The organism is Desulforhopalus glucosivorans (assembly GCF_054397165.1).
Genome location: NZ_AP044854.1, coordinates 5,298,400 through 5,316,500, shown reverse-complemented (window position 1 = coordinate 5,316,500; position 18,101 = coordinate 5,298,400). Strand labels below are relative to the sequence as shown.

At 46.6% G+C, this 18,101-nt stretch carries 17 protein-coding genes; 14 read left to right on the top strand and 3 right to left on the bottom strand.

The features are described from left to right. Positions 1-6 precede the first annotated feature (6 nt). Positions 7-2,037, bottom strand: coding sequence for a urocanate hydratase (locus tag ACX6CI_RS22695; protein ID WP_458775931.1), 2,031 nt, complete (start codon positions 2,035-2,037; stop codon positions 7-9). A gap of 296 nt (positions 2,038-2,333) precedes the next feature. Here ACX6CI_RS22695 and ACX6CI_RS22690 point away from each other — a divergent pair, with 296 nt between their 5' ends. Continuing rightward, positions 2,334-3,449: a homocitrate synthase/isopropylmalate synthase family protein gene (locus ACX6CI_RS22690; protein WP_458775930.1), complete on the top strand. Its 1,116-nt coding sequence runs from the start codon at positions 2,334-2,336 to the stop codon at positions 3,447-3,449. Between the two features lie 23 nt (positions 3,450-3,472). Here the strand turns inward: ACX6CI_RS22690 and nifA are convergent, their stop codons facing one another. After that, a complete protein-coding gene (gene nifA / locus ACX6CI_RS22685) occupies positions 3,473-5,077 on the bottom strand; it encodes a nif-specific transcriptional activator NifA (protein WP_458775929.1) in 1,605 nt (534 codons plus the stop codon). Positions 5,078-5,622: 545 nt separating this feature from the next. On the opposite strand from nifA, the gene nifH reads away from it, so the two are divergent. From nifH to ACX6CI_RS22620, 13 genes are all read left to right on the top strand, one after another. Beyond that, the gene (nifH, locus tag ACX6CI_RS22680; RefSeq protein ID WP_458775928.1) at positions 5,623-6,453 is read left to right on the top strand and encodes a nitrogenase iron protein; all 831 of its coding nucleotides are present in this window, start codon (positions 5,623-5,625) and stop codon (positions 6,451-6,453) included. Positions 6,454-6,485: 32 nt separating this feature from the next. Further along, positions 6,486-6,830 (top strand): P-II family nitrogen regulator, encoded by a 345-nt coding sequence (locus ACX6CI_RS22675; RefSeq protein WP_458775927.1) that lies wholly within the window; start codon positions 6,486-6,488, stop codon positions 6,828-6,830. Then, positions 6,827-7,201, top strand: a complete 375-nt coding sequence (locus ACX6CI_RS22670; RefSeq protein ID WP_458775926.1) for a P-II family nitrogen regulator — start codon at positions 6,827-6,829, stop codon at positions 7,199-7,201. The genes ACX6CI_RS22675 and ACX6CI_RS22670 overlap by 4 nt, the downstream gene beginning before the upstream one ends. Positions 7,202-7,223: 22 nt before the next feature. Then, positions 7,224-8,861, top strand: a complete 1,638-nt coding sequence (locus ACX6CI_RS22665) for a nitrogenase component I subunit alpha (protein ID WP_458775925.1) — start codon at positions 7,224-7,226, stop codon at positions 8,859-8,861. Positions 8,862-8,947: 86 nt separating this feature from the next. Then, positions 8,948-10,321 (top strand): nitrogenase molybdenum-iron protein subunit beta, encoded by a 1,374-nt coding sequence (nifK, locus tag ACX6CI_RS22660; RefSeq protein ID WP_458778506.1) that lies wholly within the window; start codon positions 8,948-8,950, stop codon positions 10,319-10,321. A gap of 67 nt (positions 10,322-10,388) precedes the next feature. Continuing rightward, complete coding sequence (locus ACX6CI_RS22655; protein WP_458775924.1) at positions 10,389-11,555, top strand: NifB/NifX family molybdenum-iron cluster-binding protein; 1,167 nt, start codon at positions 10,389-10,391, stop codon at positions 11,553-11,555. Between the two features lie 51 nt (positions 11,556-11,606). Further along, positions 11,607-11,912, top strand: coding sequence for a (2Fe-2S) ferredoxin domain-containing protein (locus ACX6CI_RS22650; RefSeq protein ID WP_458775923.1), 306 nt, complete (start codon positions 11,607-11,609; stop codon positions 11,910-11,912). A gap of 11 nt (positions 11,913-11,923) precedes the next feature. Continuing rightward, positions 11,924-12,367 (top strand): GNAT family N-acetyltransferase, encoded by a 444-nt coding sequence (locus ACX6CI_RS22645; RefSeq protein WP_458775922.1) that lies wholly within the window; start codon positions 11,924-11,926, stop codon positions 12,365-12,367. 17 nt (positions 12,368-12,384) lie between these two features. Then, positions 12,385-12,807 carry a hypothetical protein gene (locus tag ACX6CI_RS22640; RefSeq protein WP_458775921.1) on the top strand — a complete coding sequence of 141 codons (423 nt, stop codon included), beginning with the start codon at positions 12,385-12,387 and terminating at the stop codon, positions 12,805-12,807. A gap of 43 nt (positions 12,808-12,850) precedes the next feature. Beyond that, the gene (locus tag ACX6CI_RS22635; protein ID WP_458775920.1) at positions 12,851-13,174 is read left to right on the top strand and encodes a hypothetical protein; all 324 of its coding nucleotides are present in this window, start codon (positions 12,851-12,853) and stop codon (positions 13,172-13,174) included. Between the two features lie 346 nt (positions 13,175-13,520). Beyond that, the gene (nifE, locus tag ACX6CI_RS22630) at positions 13,521-14,879 is read left to right on the top strand and encodes a nitrogenase iron-molybdenum cofactor biosynthesis protein NifE (RefSeq protein WP_458775919.1); all 1,359 of its coding nucleotides are present in this window, start codon (positions 13,521-13,523) and stop codon (positions 14,877-14,879) included. Further along, positions 14,876-16,228 (top strand): nitrogenase component 1, encoded by a 1,353-nt coding sequence (locus ACX6CI_RS22625; protein ID WP_458775918.1) that lies wholly within the window; start codon positions 14,876-14,878, stop codon positions 16,226-16,228. Before nifE ends, ACX6CI_RS22625 begins: the two co-directional genes overlap by 4 nt. 34 nt (positions 16,229-16,262) lie before the next feature. After that, the gene (locus ACX6CI_RS22620; RefSeq protein WP_458775917.1) at positions 16,263-17,537 is read left to right on the top strand and encodes a NifB/NifX family molybdenum-iron cluster-binding protein; all 1,275 of its coding nucleotides are present in this window, start codon (positions 16,263-16,265) and stop codon (positions 17,535-17,537) included. Positions 17,538-17,798: 261 nt separating this feature from the next. On the opposite strand, the gene ACX6CI_RS22615 is transcribed toward ACX6CI_RS22620, so the two are convergent. Then, complete coding sequence (locus tag ACX6CI_RS22615; protein WP_458775916.1) at positions 17,799-18,020, bottom strand: Nif11-like leader peptide family natural product precursor; 222 nt, start codon at positions 18,018-18,020, stop codon at positions 17,799-17,801. Positions 18,021-18,101 lie beyond the last annotated feature (81 nt).

Sequence of the window (18,101 nt, the reverse complement as noted above, 5' to 3'; positions counted from 1 at the left end):
ATCCTCTTATTTTTTAGTATTAAAGAGACCATCAACCGCATGATCAACCATGGCATCACCTGCAATATAGGGAACGGTAATCTGATCGCCGTTGCCATTTTCTTCATTGTATTCCATTGCGACCTCCATGGCGTTTGGATTCCTGCTCCAGTTTCTCCTGGCCACCCCACCCATCACATCCCAGGTCATGGCTGAATTTATGATCTCATCCACCCGGCTGCTGCCGTCAAGTACCAGGCCAAAACCTCCATTTATAGCCTTGCCAATTCCGGTGCCTCCCCCATTATGCAGGGCAACCAGAGACATACCTCGTGCAGCATTCCCTGCAAAACAGTGGGTAGCCATATCCGCACAGACATTGCTGCCATCTTTTATATTTGCCGTCTCACGAAAGGGAGAGTCAGTACCACCCGGATCGTGATGATCGCGCCCGAGCATTATAGGGCCGACCTCGCCATTCCGGACCATTTCATTGAATTTTAAGGCAATATTCCTACGACCCTTAGCATCTGAATAGAGAATCCGTGCCTGACTCCCCACCACTAGTTTGTTCTTTTTGGCATCGCGTATCCAGATATAATTGTCCCGATCTTCAGCCCGACGCTCAGGATCAATGCATGACATGGCCGCCTCATCGGTCTTATCAAGATCGTCAGGCTTACAACTTAAACAGACCCAGCGAAACGGTCCGTAACCATAATCAAAGATGGGTCCCATAATATCTTCAAAGTACGATGGGAATATAAAACCATCCTTAGCATCCACTCCATTTTTTGAGACCGAAGTAACTCCTGCATCAAACACCGCTTTTAAAAAGGCATTACCATAGTCAAAAAAGAAGGTGCCTTGCTGTACAAGACTATCCACTGCTTCAATATGTCGTTTCAAACTCTGATCAGTCAGCTCTATAAACCTGTCCCGATCTTCAGCAAGCATTCGGGTCCGCTCATCAAAGCTCATTCCCTGTGGACAATAACCACCATCATAGACCACATGGCAGGAGGTTTGATCTGAGAGAAGATCAACTTTAATCTTCCTGCTCCCAAGATACTCAAGCAGATCAACCACATTCCCATGATAGGCAATAGAGGTATTACTTTTCTTTTGAACCGCCTCTTCTGCCAAGGTACAAACTTCTCTGAGGTCTGAAGAGACAACATCCACCCACCCCTGCCCATGGCGGGTAACCACCCGTGAATAATCGACCTCGGCTGTGATCGATACAGCCCCCGAAATTTTAGCAGCCTTTGGCTGGGCCCCGCTCATACCACCAAGACCTGATGAAACAAACAGTAGTCCCGCTAAATCCTCACCCGGTCCAACTCCACATTTAAGTCTTCCTGCATTGAGAAGTGTATTGTAGGTGCCATGTACAATTCCCTGGGGGCCAATATACATCCACCCCCCCGCAGTCATCTGCCCATAGGAAGAAACGCCCATCTGGGCCGCAATCTCCCAATCCGTAGGATTGTCATACAAACCAACCATGAGACCATTTGTAATGATCACCCTGGGCTGGTCTGGGCTTGATGTAAAAAGCCCTAAGGGGTGCCCCGACTGCATAACGAGTGTCTGATGATCTGTCATCTCTTCAAGATATTTTTTAATGAGATTGTACTGCATCCAGTTTTGACACACTGATCCCGTCTCCCCATAGGTGACAAGTTCATACGGGTAGAGGGCCACATCAAAATCGAGGTTGTTATCGATCATTAATTGAAAAGCCTTACCCTCAAGGCAATTGCCTTTATAATCATCTATTTTTTTTGCCTTAAGCCACCCTTCTGGACGATAACGATATCCATAAATCCTCCCACGCTCGCTCAGTTCTTCCAAAAACTCCGGAATGAGTTCTTCGTGGTGCTCCGCCGGAACATAGCGCAACGCATTTTGTAAAGCGATCTTGGTCTGAGACCTGGACAGTCTAAAACCTCGGTCTGGCGCTCTACGTATATCTTGTTGAAAGGTTTTTTTCCGGGGCAGCACATCGGTTACTCGTAACTTCATTGCCCCGCATACCTGCTCATTGGTTATCATCGCTGGCTCCTGAAAGAGTAAGGTCTTGAGATATTGTACCGTGTTTTTCCACTTCCTCCAAATCTACCACTGACAATTTGTATATACAAGTAAATATATCCCAACAACGTCATCGCCCAACGGATAAACAGCAAAACATCAACACAATAGGCATATCCATACACATTTCCAGCTTCAGAAACAGCTACATTTGTATAGTCATATTATACAACCCATTCACTAACCAACTAAAATGCCATTTAGTCTGTTGCTGGCCTATTTGTTGCTAGATCATTATAAATCATACGGAGAATACGATGGACCAAAACATAAATATTATAGATGCAACACTACGGGAAGGGGAACAGAGCCCTGGGCTGCTGTTTTCAATCAATGAAAAGAAAAGCATCGTGGATGGACTTGCCAAAATTGGGATTACCGAGGTGGAGGTTGGAATTGCATCGGAACTCCAGGCAGATCCAACCCCTGTCATCAACTACTGCAGGACAAACCACCCCCAATTGCAACTCTCCCTCTGGTCGAGATGTAAAAAAGAAGACATCGCCTTCGCGGCAGAATGTAAGCCTGATATCATTTCCCTTTCCATACCCCTTTCTGACATACATCTAAGCGATAGATTACAAAAAAGTAGGAAATGGGCCAAAGCTACCATGATTGACAGTATAAAATATGCCAGAAAGCGTAACATGGCAGTCTCGGTAGGGTTTGAAGATGCAACGCGCGCTGACACAGCCTTTCTAATCTCCATGGCACAGGCAGCAGAACAACATGGGGCCACCAGAATACGAATAGCAGATACCGTTGGTATAGCATCTCCGGGAGTCATCACAAAGCTTATCAAAAAGTTGAAAAAAAACCTTAACAGCTGCTCTATTGGAATCCATGCCCACAATGACTTTGGCATGGCAACAGCAAACAATATCGCCGCGATAGATGCGGGTGCATCCTCTGTTGATGTTGTTGCCCTGGGCCTCGGTGAACGGACTGGCTGCGCGAGACTTGAAGAAGTGGTGGGCTACCTCGCCCTTGCACGAAACAATACAGACTTTCACCCCGAACACCTCAAACCCCTGGCCACCTATGTTGCGGGAGTTGCAAAACGATCAATCAGTCCCACGCGACCGGTGATTGGAGAAGGTATTTTCACATGTGAGACAGGTCTGCATATACAGGGGCTACAACGTAACCCTGAGAGCTACGAGCCGTTTAATCCAGAAAGGGTACAGGCTAAGAGGAAGCTATTATATGGAAGCAAATCTGGTAAAAATGCCCTGCTCTTTCGCTGCAATCAACTCAGCTCAACGAGGGTCGATGATCTTGGCGCATCAATGGTTCGACGAGTTCGCCAAACAGCGGAAAAACTTCGCAGACCGCTCAATGACGAGGAACTTCGTCAGCTCCTCACCACCTAATGTACGGAGCCCAGCCGACACTCTTACTGAAAAGACTCATAACGATTAAGTCCGTATTTTTTTATCCTGTAACCAATCTGCCGTTCGGTGAGACCGAGTTCTCTGGCCGCCCTAACCTGAACCCAACCGTTACGACGGAGGGCCATTTCAATTTCGGCGCGCTCAATATCCTGCAGGGATCTCCTGCTATTTGCAGTCGGCGCCACAACAGAGGGTTGCTGTACAGGTTCTTCAGTGGGGGCTACCGGCTTTAACTGATCATGGCCAAAAATACTTGTGGGCAGATCAGCTATGGTAAGACGGTCACCTTCGGCAAGAATAACCATTCGTTCCACGAGATTTTGCATCTCTCGCACGTTACCGGGCCAGTCATAACTCGTTAAAAAATCAAGCAACTCTGATGTAAGCTTTATCTCCTTAGCATTACGCTCATTACTCTTTGCCAGGAAGTGATTAAATAACAGTGGAATATCCTCCTGTCGACTGCGAAGGGGAGGTAGAATAATAGGAACCACATTGAGACGATAGTAGAGATCAGCTCTAAAGTTGCCTTCCACAACCGCTTTTTCAAGGCTTACGTTGGTGGCTGCAACTATCCTGACATCAACTGCAAATGTCTTCGTGCCACCAATCCGTTCAAACTGTTTTTCCTGGAGGACCCGTAACATTTTCGCCTGAAGCGCCAGGGGCATCTCCCCTATCTCATCAAGAAAGATCGTACCTCCGTGGGCAAGCTCAAAACGTCCGGGCCGAGACATATGTGCTCCGGTAAACGCTCCCTTTTCATGACCAAAGAGTTCACTCTCAAGAAGGGTCTCAGGCAGGGCGGCACAGTTAATTTTTATAAAGGAGTTATCCTTTCTGCTACCACCTTCATGAATAGCCTTTGCCACCAACTCTTTTCCGGTCCCCGACTCCCCTAGCAACAGTGCTGTCACATCACTTGAAGAAATTTTATCTATGATACTAAACACCTCCTGCATGGGTTTGGAGTGACCAATAATAAAATGCCCTCCGTGCTGCTCGTGCAGCTTTGCCTTGAGAGATGCATTTTCCTCAATGAGCTTGGCCTCTTTTTTCTCAATCTCACGGTGCAGGGTAATAAACTGTGAGATGAGTGTGGCTAGGATAGTGAGAAAGCGGATATCCTCCTCAAATGACACCTCGTCCCCAAAAAGTCGATCCACAGTAAGAACCCCTTCTGGCTGCCCCTGTACCATTACAGGCACGCCCAGAAAGGAGATCTTATTTTTTCTCACCTTAGTCCTGGCTCCCGTGCGATTAAGAAACAGTGGTTCACTATTGATATCCGGAGCCACGAAGGGGGAACAGGTCTGGAATATCTGTCCGCAAACACCTTCATCTGGCCGGTACACTCCACGGGTAATTTCGGCATCGGATAGACCGCATGAGGCTTCTATAGTGAGCTTATGACTAATTTTATCATAGATCAAAAGAGTCGCCCGTTCCATCCTGAGGGTATCATTAAGCACATCAAAGATGCGCGATAAGGTGCCCCCTAGATCCACCGCTGTACCAATTAATTCTGTGATCCTGTGCAGGGCGAGCAGCTCAATTCCCTGGGTCTGGGCAGTATTCCCTAATACATCTTGGTTATGATGCTCCATAGTGTTCTCCGACTCCTTCTATACATGCTTTCAAGCCCCATCGTAGCTAAAAACCAATATGATCGCGGGCAATTGATACTCTTTGTAAGATTCCGACAACTAGGTTTCCTTACGCAAAAGACGTACCAGCCTGACCAAACCCTGCAGAACCGGGGCCTCAGACCAGTTACTCACCTGGAACCGACCCAACCTCCCACAAATATACCCACATAATTGTACTATTAAAAAAGAGCCAGTTTACAATTTTGTTGTACTACAACGTACCACCCACACATAGATCGCACAATTCGCATTACGTGACATTTTTGTAGTTTTACGACAGAAACGACGCCTTGTGTAGGAAGGTACATTTGACGACAAAACCACACAAACACACTCTATCCCACTGTTTACACGTTATTTAAATTGTATTTTTTGCTATGGCACGGGCCTTGCCTTAAAGGAAAGCAGAAACACGATGGTGGCATGAGTAGGAAGTCAATTATCCAACCTGATCCTGTCACACAAAATAAAACACAACAACCAAGCACAATAAGGAGAACATTATGCGTAAGGTAGCAATCTATGGAAAAGGCGGAATTGGTAAATCTACTACAACCCAAAACACAGTAGCTGGTCTTGCTGAAATGGGCCGTAAAGTAATGGTGGTTGGCTGCGATCCTAAGGCGGATTCAACAAGACTCCTCCTTGGTGGTCTTGCCCAGAAATCAGTACTGGATACTCTCCGTGAAGAAGGTGAAGACGTTGAACTCAGTGACATCAGAAAAGAAGCATACGGTGGAAGTTGGGCTGTTGAGTCCGGTGGTCCTGAGCCAGGTGTTGGCTGTGCAGGTCGAGGAATCATCACCTCTATTAACATGCTTGAGTCTTTAGGTGCATATGAAGAGAGTGAAGGGCTTGATTACGCTTTCTATGACGTTCTTGGTGATGTTGTTTGTGGTGGTTTTGCAATGCCGATTCGTGATGGAAAAGCTGAAGAAATCTACATCGTCTGTTCCGGTGAAATGATGGCGATGTATGCGGCCAACAACATCTGTAAGGGTATCATGAAGTATGCACAGTCCGGTGGTGTTCGCCTTGGTGGCCTCATCTGTAACTCCAGAAACGTTGATAATGAAAAGGAGATGATTGAGGAACTTGCTAAAAAAATCGGAACCCAGATGATCTATTTTGTCCCCCGTGACAACGACGTACAGCGTGCAGAGATCAACAGAAAGACTGTTATTGAATGGAATGGCGAATGCCCTCAGGCAGATGAATACAGAGGTCTCGCCAAGGCAATTGACGAAAATGAAATGTTTGTAATTCCTACACCGCTTGAGATCGAAGAACTTGAACAACTGCTGCTCGACTTTGGCCTGCTAGAAGAAGCATAAGAATTTTACATATATTTAAGGAGACCCAGAAAATGATGATCATGATCAGAGCCATTGTTCGACCAGAAAAAGCCGACGACGTACTTGCAGCACTTATGGATGCTGGATTTCCGGCGGTAACCAAGTACTCGGTTACTGGTCGAGGTAAACAGCGCGGCATTAAAATCGGCGAAGTAACCTATGACGAAATCCCAAAAACCATGTTGATCAGTGTCGTAAAAGCTGAAGATAAGGACTTTGTCATCAACACAATTACCGATGCAGCACGCTCAGGAGTCAAGGGTGCTTTTGGTGACGGTAAGATTTTCGTAACCGACGTTGAAGACGTATACACCATCAGCTCTGGCGTAAAAGAAGACGCAGAGGTGGCAGCATGAAAGAGGTAATCGCGGTTGTTCGCATGAATATGATGAACAAAACCAAACTCGCACTCACCGCAGCAGGTGTTGATGCTTTCTTTGCCCACGAAGCCCAGGGCCGAGGACTTGGTTTTGTAAACAAGAGCCTCATTGAGGGAGCCGAAAAAGGCTACGAAGAAGCAGCGGCACTCCTTGGTGAAAAAGGAAAACTGTACCCGAAAAGAATGCTAACCATCGTCGCTGAAGATGATGCGGTTGACGATATTGTTGAAACCATTATCTCCACAAACCAGACAGGTAAACCAGGTGATGGAAAAATATTTGTCATACCTGTAGGTGATGGAGTTCGTATACGCACCGGAGAAACGGGCGAAGAATCAATAGCATAACCCTCCAGAGGAGAAGTAAGTCATGGGAAAAGCACAGAAATTGGTGCAGTGGGACCCGCATAACATCAAAGAGAAGTTACTGGAGAAATATCCTCCTAAGGTTGCCCGCAAGCGTGCCAAACAAATAATGATCAACGAGGCGTTGGAAAACACCACGCCTGAGATAGTAGCAAACGTTCGAACCATCCCTGGAATTATAACCATGCGCGGTTGTACCTACGCCGGTTGTAAGGGTGTTATCATGGGACCTACCAGTGATGTTGTCAACCTGGTCCACGGTCCAATTGGTTGTAGTTTTTACGCCTGGCTCACCAGACGTAACCAGAGTGATGGTATCAATGAAGGGAACGCAAACTATATTCCTTACTGTATGTCCACAGATATGCAGGACTCAGACATCATCTTTGGTGGAGAGAAAAAGCTCGAAGCTGCAATCCAGGAAGCGTATGACGAATTCAAACCAAGGGCCATTGCGGTTTTTGCAACCTGTCCTGTAGGTCTGATCGGTGATGATATCCACGCTGTTGCCCGTAAGATGAAGGAAAAATTTGGTGACTGTAATGTCTTTGCCTTTAGTTGTGAAGGGTATAAGGGTGTTTCACAGTCAGCTGGTCACCATATTGCTAACAACCAGATATTCACCCATGTGGATGGTGATACAACAACCGTTCACACTGAGAAATATAAGATCAACCTGCTTGGTGAGTATAACATTGGTGGAGATGGTTTTGAGATCGACCGAATCCTTAATAAATGTGGAATCAAAAACATTTCAACATTTTCAGGAAATGCAACCTACGACAAGTTTGCTGTAGCAGGCCAGGCAGATTTGAGCTGCGTTATGTGTCACAGGTCCATTAACTACGTAGCGGACATGCTTGAGACAAAGTACGGCATTCCGTGGATTAAGATCAACTTCATCGGAGCTGAAGCCACCGCTAAATCCTTACGAAAAATAGCACAATACTTTGGAGATCAGGAACTGATCGACCGTGTGGAAGAAGTGATCGCGGAAGAAATGCTGGTTGTAAAAGAGGCTATTGCCGACGTATTCCCAAGAACCACTGGAAAAACGGCAATGCTCTTTGTTGGTGGCTCCCGTGCTCACCACTACCAGGAGCTTTTCGTTGAGCTTGGCATGAAGACACTCTCAGCCGGTTACGAATTTGGCCACAGGGATGATTATGAAGGACGTCACGTCATCCCTAATCTGAAGGTAGATGCGGATAGTAGAAATATTGAAGAGATTGAAGTTACCGCGGACCCTGAACTGTACAACCCAAGAAAAACTCCGGAAGAGATCGCAGCCCTTGAAAAAGATGGTCTTGAATTCAAGGAATACGGCGGACTGAACCCAGTGATGGACGAAGGAAGCATCGTTGTGGATGACCTTAACCAGTATGAGGCCGAAAAACTTGTAGAGCTGATGAAACCGGATCTCTTCTGCGCTGGTATTAAAGAGAAGTATTCCATCCAAAAACTTGGTGTACCGATGAAGCAGCTGCACAGTTACGATTCAGGCGGACCATACGCCGGATTTGAGGGTGCCGTCAACTTCTACAAAGAAATCGATAGACTGGTCAACAGCAAGGTATGGAGTTTCATGAAGGCTCCATGGCAGGAAAACCCTGAACTTTCTGCAACCTACGCTTGGGAGTAACACGTACTAAAAACCCACGCTCCGTAAACTATAGGGCAGCCCTTTAAGTCCCCTTCTTTCAGGGCTGCCAAATGAAAGGTAAGACAATGCTACTGAGACATACATCAACAGAAATAAAAGAGCGTAAGGCTCTGACAATAAACCCGGCAAAAACATGCCAGCCAATTGGGGCTATGTACGCCTCTCTGGGAATCAAAGGATGCCTACCACATAGCCACGGTTCCCAGGGATGTTGTTCATATCACAGATCAGCCTTGACCAGGCACTACAAAGAGCCAGTTTCAGCTTCCACCAGCTCTTTTACTGAGGGTGCATCGGTTTTCGGCGGCCAGGCTAACCTCTTACAGGCCATAAACAACATTTTCACCGTCTATGAGCCCGAAGTAATTGCAGTTCACACCACCTGCCTCTCTGAGACCATTGGTGATGATTTACCCCAGATTTTCAGCAAGGCAATAAAAGAGAAAAAAGTACCTGAAGGCAAAACTGTACTGGGTGCACCAACACCAAGTTATGTTGGATCCCATGTCACCGGTTTTTCCAACATGTGTAAGGCAATGGCTGCCCTTGCTGCACCCTCTAAGACAAAGAACGGTAAGATCAATGTCATTCCAGGTTGGGTAGAGCCTTCTGACATGGAAGAAATCAAAAGGTTATCCGCCCTTGTTGGAGCAAAGATCAACATGTTCCCTGATACATCGGGCGTTCTGGACGGTCCTCTCACCGGTAAGTACAACATGTACCCCGATGGCGGAACAGACATAGAAGACATCAAGGATTCCGGAAGCGCCACAGGAACACTTGCCCTTGGCGAATGGTGTTCAGCAGATGCAGCACGACTACTCGACACTAAATGCAAAGTACCATGCTCCATCCTGGACATGCCTTTTGGCCTCAAGGCTACAGACCGTTTTATCGACGCCCTGCGTACAGTTGCAGGCACATCAGTACCAGACGAGATAGCAGTAGAACGTGGTAAACTCGTTGATATGATTTCTGACATGCATCAGTATTTCTATGGCAAAAGAGTCGCTATCGTTGGTGATCCTGATCAGCTTATCGCCATGACAGAGTTCCTCGTCTCCATCGATATGTGCCCGGTTTACGTCATCACAGGCACACCTGGCAAGAAGTTTGAAAAGCGTATCAAGGAAATAACTGCGGATTGCGATTTTGAAGTCAAGGTGAAGGCAAAAGGCGATATGTACCTCCTGCACCAGTGGATCAAAAATGAGCCTGTTGACCTACTCCTTGGCAACACCTACTGCAAATACATTGCAAGGGATGAGGACCTTCCGTTTGTCAGATGGGGCTTCCCAATTCTTGACCGTCAGGGACATCAGCACTTCCCAACTGTAGGCTACAAGGGTGGTTTACGACTGCTTGAACAAATCCTTGGTGTACTTCTTGACCGTAAAGACCGTGACGATCCTGAAGAAAAATTTGAACTTGTACTATAAATAGTTGTAGAGATGGAGGGTTTTCCTTCCTCCATCTCTACTTCCCAGACCATTTCAGGAACTTCTCATGAGTGTAATATCACTAGCCGACAAAAAACCGCTACCCGCCCTGTTTGCAAACTGCACCGTGGAGAACATCATCTACCTTCCGGTAGCCCCCCAGGTAGTCGGTCGCAGCCGATTTGCACCACTTACTTCTACCAACATCCAGACCACCACGGTTCCAGAGGCACTCTCACTCCTGGAAAGAGCAATTGAAGATGCCCATAAGCCTATCACCATGGTTGCAATCGGTGGGGCAGGAGATCCTCTTGCCACCCCTGACATCACTCTACATATAATTGAAAAGATCAAGGAGCGTTATCCAGAGCTCAAAGTTGGTATTAAAACCTATGGAATAGGCAGCCAGAAAATCGCCTCGCAACTATCCACAGCAGGTCTCGACTATGTGGAAATACTAGTGGATGCTATGCGAGCAGAAATGGTTGAAAAACTATACTCGTGGATCAGGCCTGGCAAAAAAACACTGAGGATTTCAGATGCAGCTCCCCTTCTCATAGAAGAGCAGCGCAATGGAGTACCGGCACTTAAATTCAACGAAATCAAGGTCTGTATCAGCACAACCCTCTATCCAGGCTACAATCTTGATACCATAGGAAAAATCGCACGAGACATGGGTGAATTAGGGGCGGATGCTATTTCTCTTACCCCCCATACGACACCACCTGAAACAGAAATCCTGCTTGAAAGTCCCACTGAACTTGAAATACAAAAGGCAAAAGACGACGCCAAAGAATATCTTCCACTCGTCACATCACTCTTTAGCACGGATGAGAGTGACCAAGAGGACGTAGAAAAGAATGCTCTCTCTCTGTATCCGAAGCCCACCAAGGAAAGACCGAATGTTGCCGTAGTCAGCTCCAGTGGAATGGAGGTTGATGTTCACTTAGGCCACGCTGGTCGGTTTCTCATATACGGGCCCCGTGAAGACGGCCTTAACTGCCTTTTAGAATCCCGTGATGCACCTGCCCCTGGAAGTGGTAAGAGCCGGTGGAATCAGGTAGGAGAAATACTTAAAGACTGCTTTGTGCTCCTCGTTGCCAGTGCAGGGGAAACTCCCAGAACAACTCTTGCTGAAACGGGACTGAGTATCCTCATAACCGATGACGCCATTGAAGGGATAGTGGATACACTGTATAGCGGCGGCAAGAAAGGTAAATGTAAATCTAAATAATAAGTATTCAAATATCATATTAACAACGAACTACTAAAAAAGGAGTAGACAATGGCATTACCGGAAAAACAGATCCTCGTCTGCCAGAGCTTCAGGCTCAAAGGTGACCCTAAAGGCATCTGCCACAAACAAACCGATGGTTTTCTGCAGTACATTGAAGAAGAAATCCTTGATCGTGGTCTTGACATGCAGGTTATCGCCACTGGCTGCCTCAAGCAGTGTGAGTCCGGACCTATCATGGTTATTCAGCCGGACAATCTCTGGTTTAAGAATATGAGCAGTGAAGATGCCATTGATGCTGTACTCGATGGCCTTGAAGATGGTGAACCACCTGAGGAATACCTCATCAAACAATAGTGGAACATGTGATGATCCGTCCTGCAGCAGTTGAAGATATTCCAAGCCTTATCCCGCTGCTGCTTTTACTCTTTAGCATCGAAGAAGATTTCACCTTCGATGCTGAAAAGCAGGAAAAAGGGCTGGGTCTTTTATTACAACAAGATTCATCTGCTGTTTTCTTAGCAGAAGAAGATGGAGAAGTGGTTGGCATGGTAACCGGCCAACTGCTCATCTCCACCGCCGAGGGAGCCCCGGCTCTGATCCTTGAAGATCTTGTTGTCTCTGCTCTATACAGAAACAAGAATATAGCACGATCTCTTCTTGAAACACTGAGTAGTTGGGCCAGGGAGAGAGGCGCCACCCGTATGCAGTTGCTCGCTGATGTAAACAACAAAGATGCTCTTAATTTTTATACAAAATGTGACTGGGCCCAGACACAACTCATATGTCTTCGCAAGTACCTCAAAGAATAACGCTGGGAGTAAATAGTATGAATATTGTACAGATAGACAATTGGCAGGACTATTTCAGAGATGGTGAACAGTTTTTAAAAACAGCGAACGGAGCCTTTGCCAAACAGAGCAAGGGATTCTCCTATGACACCCTCTATAATGTAACCTGCATGGGGATTGAAAAACTCGTCATGGCATTTCTTATGAAAAATGGGGATCTGGCAGAAAACCATACCATGGGGGACCTGCTGTATGCCCTCCAGCGTCATCTCGGAGATATTCCTGGTACTGCTGAACAACTCACGTACCTTGATACCTTTCAAGAAATTTGTGATCTGGAGACATTTAAGATAGCGGTTCCAACCCAGGAAGATGTCGTAAAATTCTTAGAGATTGGTCGGGCCATCCAAACTCTTTTACATCCATATCTCACAGGCGAGAAATCGCTTACCACCCACTAGCCCAAACGGCGCCATTACCCTCAATCCAATTAAGGTGAATACTGTGTCAGCCCAAGAAAAAATACCCTATAGACCCTTTGGACTCATTAAAGAACTCGTCGAGAGCCAAGGATTTCCCATAACGCACTACTACGAGGACCTGATCTTCACAGAACACAATGCGTTTTTATTACAAATGGGTGAAAAGGGAGAAGATGTCTCCTTAGTATTCAATACAGACTGTGAGACCGGCACTCGCGACAGCATTGAGCAGGTTCTCACTGCAGCAGGCCGTAACGTTGGGCTTCATTTCACCCCGCAAGGAACCTACAAACTAACCCCTAATGATGAAAATGAGACAATTGACATTGAATTTATCCAGCCATAGTAACTAGAGGCGAACCAGATCAATGAAAAGAGACGTTACGGAACTATCCGTTTCGTCTCTTTTTTTTACCTTCCACCACCTCACCTGAATATATCACGCGCCTGCTGATTTCATAATTGAGGCATCTAAGGTGCTACTGCAACAAACGAAAAAGACCTACAAAAAGACAATACACCTTCAATAATGTAGGTTTTGAAAGATCCTACCAAAACAACAAAAGCCCTCCCCTCACCAGCGCCCTCCACTAAGCACCCATTTCCAACAACTTAACCAACATATGTTCTTTGGCACAGGCTTTGCTTTTCTAAGAGAAAGTAACGCCAACCCTTGAAGAAGGATAAAACCAATGAGCACAGCATTACTACTAAAAGATAGATCCAAACAGATCCATAGAAAAGGAACAGCACCTTTTGAACTGGACTGCAACAAAGACAGTCTCGCGGGTGCTGTGAGCCAGCGCGCATGTGTATTCTGCGGCTCCCGTGTTGTACTTTACCCAATCGCCGATGCCATCCATCTGGTCCACGGGCCAATTGGGTGCGCTGTTTACACCTGGGATATCCGGGGCGCACTCTCATCAGGACCTGAACTGCACCGCCTTTCCTTTTCCACCGATCTCCAGGAGATAGACGTAATTTTCGGGGGAGAGAAAAAACTAGCAAAGGCCCTCGATGAACTCATTGACCTGCATAAACCAAAGGCCGCCTTTGTTTACTCTACCTGCATCGTAGGCCTTATAGGTGATGACCTGGAAGCCGTTTGCAAAAAGGCTGCTAAAGATACAGGAATCCCGGTTCTTCCTGTTCAGTCTGAAGGTTTTAAGGGCAATAAACGCGCCGGCTACGAAGCAGCCTGCAGCGCCATGTCACGGCTGGTTGGAACAGGCGACACCAGTGGTATCTCAAACTACTCCATCAATATATTGGGCGACTTTAATCTCGCTGGAGAAATCTGGCTGATCAGAGAATACTTCGAGCGAATCGGTGTTGAGGTTGTTGCCAACATTACAGGTGATGGCCGGGTGGCTGACATCCAGCGCTGCCATGGCGCCAAACTTAATGTGGTGCAGTGTTCCGGTGCCACCATGGACCTTGCCAATATGCTGGAAGAAAACTACGACATTCCATCCATCAGGGTTTCATACTTCGGGATCGAGGATATGGCCCAGGCACTCTATGACGTCGCCAGTTATTTTGATGATCCCGAGCTTGAGCGTAAAGCCCAGGAAGTCGTAAAAGAAGAGCTCGCGACCATCCTGCCAGAACTTGCCAAATACAAAGAGGCACTCCAGGGCAAAAAAGCCGCCATCTATGTCGGTGGAGCCTTTAAAGCATTTTCGCTTGTCAAGGCATTTCGACTGATCGGCATGGACGTGGTTATGGTCGGTTCCCAGACAGGAACCCGGGAAGACTACATTGAACTTGAAGAAATAACAGATGACGGCACCATCATCGTAGATGATTCCAACCCGCTTGAACTCTCAGATTTCTTGAAAGAAAAAGACGTCGACCTCTTTGTCGGAGGGGTTAAAGAGAGGCCCATTGCATATAAGCTTGGTGTAGCCTTCTGCGACCACAACCATGAACGTAAAGAGATGCTCGCAGGCTTTGAGGGAATGATGAATTTTGCACGGGAAGTGTACGGATCGGTCATGAGCCCGATCTGGCAGTTTGTACCACGAAGGTCTGAGGAGGACAAGTCATGACAGAAATGCCCAACTATACAGCGACAACCAACGCCTGCAAATTATGTAAGCCTTTGGGTGCCTCCCTTGCCTTTAGAGGAATTGAGAACTGTGTACCTTTTCTCCATGGCTCCCAGGGCTGTGCAACCTACATGCGACGTTATATCATCAGTCACTATAACGAACCCATTGATATTGCCTCCTCCTCCCTTGGCGAGAAAAATGCGATTTACGGTGGTGGGCCAAACTTAAAACTGGGCCTGAATAATGTTACCGAGAAATATAAGCCAGAGATAATTGGTGTAGCAACCACCTGCCTGACCGAAACCATCGGTGACGATGTCCCCATGCTGATTGCGGAATACAAGGCGGAATTTGGAACCGACGAATCACCACTTATTGTCAGTGTCTCAACTCCCAGTTACTCCGGCACCCATATGGAGGGATTTACAGCAGCTGTAACCGCAGTTATTGACCAGCTCACTGTAGAATCAGAGCCCAACGACACCCTTAATCTCTTTAGTGGCTTTATATCCACCGCGGATATCAGATACCTCAAAGAAGCCTGTGATGATTTCCAGGTCAAAGCCACACTCATCCCGGACTATTCAGATACGCTTGATGGCCCTGCACTCAACGACTACCCACTCATCCCTAAGGGTGGTACTACACTTGAGTCCATCAAAAACATGGGTGGAGCCGTAGCCAGTATTGAGCTCGGTTGGACCTTGCCAGAAAAAACCGGAGGGACAGTTCTCGAATCAAAGTTTAACACCCAGCTCAACAGAACCGGTCTTCCCATAGGAATACGTCAAAGCGACAATTTCTTTAATATGCTGAGCGAAATCTCAGGACAGAAAACACCAGACAAGTACATCGCAGCAAGAGGTCGGCTCGTGGACAGCATGGTGGACGGCCATAAATATATCTATGGAAAACGTGCCGTTGTCTACGGAGAAGAAGACCTCGTTGTAGGTATCACCTCATTTCTAGCCGAAATCGGAATACATCCAGTACTCTGTGCCTCAGGCGGGAAAAGCGGCAAATTCCAGGAGTCTGTGGATGCTGTTCTGGAAGGTATGAATATTGAGGCGCCTCTCGTTAAAGAAGATGTCGATTTTTACGACATTGAGGCCATGGCCAAAGAGCTGGGCGTTGATATCGTCATTGGTCACTCAAAGGGATACACCTTTGCCCGCAGAGAAGGCCTACCGATGATACGTGTCGGCTTCCCCATCCACGATCGTGTCGGTGGCCAGCGTATCCTCCATCTTGGTTACCAGGGTGCACAATCTCTATTTGATCAGATAACCAACACAATCATCGACCAGAAACAGACAGATTCGAAGGTGGGTTACACCTACATGTAACAGGTTCCCAACCTCTTTTAAGAAAGGAAATATCATGGACACAACAACGAAAGATTTTAGCAAGCACCCGTGCTTTAACCCCGACGCTAAAGGAAAATTCGGACGAGTTCACCTGCCCGTAGCTCCAAAATGTAACATCAAATGTAATTTCTGTGACCGTAAATATGATTGCGTCAACGAATCACGTCCCGGCGTTACCTCCACCATTTTAAGCCCAGAGCAGGCTGGCGTATACATGGATAAGGTGATTGAAAAAGAACCTCGTATTACAGTTGCAGGTATAGCAGGTCCCGGAGATCCTTTTGCCAATGGGCCGGAAACAATTGGCACCATGCGAAACATTCGTAGAAACCACCCTGAGACCATTTTGTGTGTCTCTTCAAACGGGATGGGTATTGCTCCATTTATTGAAGATCTGGCGGAAATTGAAGTTTCCCATGTCACAATTACTGTATGTGCGGTGGATCCTACAATAGGCGAAAAAATATACTCCTGGGTCCAGGATGGCAAGGTAATCTACCGTGGTCTACAAGGTGCTGAGCTACTCCTGTCCCGCCAGCTTGAAGCCATAAAGAAACTCAAGGAACATGATATAACAGTTAAAATTAACTGTATTGTCATTCCTGGTATCAATGATCACCACATTGAAGATGTCGCCATAAAAATGAAGGCGCTTGGCGCCGATCTTTTTAACGCCATGGCAATGTTCCCCAACGTGAACACTCCTTTTGGTGAGATAGAGCAGCCCAGCAAGAAAACCATGGAGGAGATCAGAGCCACAGCAGAGCAATATATTCCTCAAATGAGACACTGTACCCGTTGCCGTGCTGATGCAGTAGGCCTGCTCGGTGACGACAGAACAGAGGAGTTCAGAAGTTGCCTCACCTCTTGTTCCACGCTCAAACCACTTCCCGTTGCAGAACGGAAATTTGTAGCGGTGGCTACCAGGGAAGGAATACTCATTAATCACCACCTCGGTGAAGCCAAAAAATTTGAAATTTGGGCAAAAGAGGGCAATTCGTTTAAGAAGATTGAAGAACGTAAGGCTCCCGCTGCAGGTGGCGGAATGAAGAGATGGCATCAACTTGCCAAAATATTAGGTGACTGCAGAGCTGTTCTGGTACATGGCATTGGTGAAACCCCGTTTGAAATTCTTAATAGAGCCGGTATTAAGCCAGTAGAAGCAGCAGGCTTTATTGAGGAAGGACTTAAAACAATTTTTGAAAATAAAAAGACCACCGCACTTCGCGGACGCAAGGCCCCATGTTCCACCGGTGCATGCTCAGGCGGAGGAGGTGGCTGCGGTTGAGCCACACACTTTACAACCCATGTATCAGCGAGGGAGCAACTCAGTGGAGTTGCTCCCTCGTTGTTGTGTTCCCTGAACAACCTATTCCAGGTCACTGAACGAATCACATTTGAATGACACATTACATTCCAAAAAAAATCCCCTTAACCGTTCACCTGGTTAAGGGGATTTTTTTAGTTATACTAACTGCTACGTTACTGGTACGTAAATGCTTTGTTTGAATCTGAAGGCTCCGTATTCTGCTAAGAAACAAGGAACTGCTTAAAACCACCAGATCATTTTTTTAGCTGGATTACCAATGGATTCAAAAGAGTCACCAGACTCACGCAGAACCTCTTCTAGTTCTTCGGTGGTGAACTCATACCCGTCTGTAGCTGCAACTTCAACAAACTCATCCATTGTTTTAAACACATCATACTTTAAACGAATTGCCTCTTTCTCTCCACCAGCAACAAGTAAATCTTCCACATTTTTCTTTGACATAACAGTCTCCCATTGATTTGAATTAAATTGTCATAACTGAAGGTATTTCAATTTATAAAAGCAACTATTATGCCACGTATG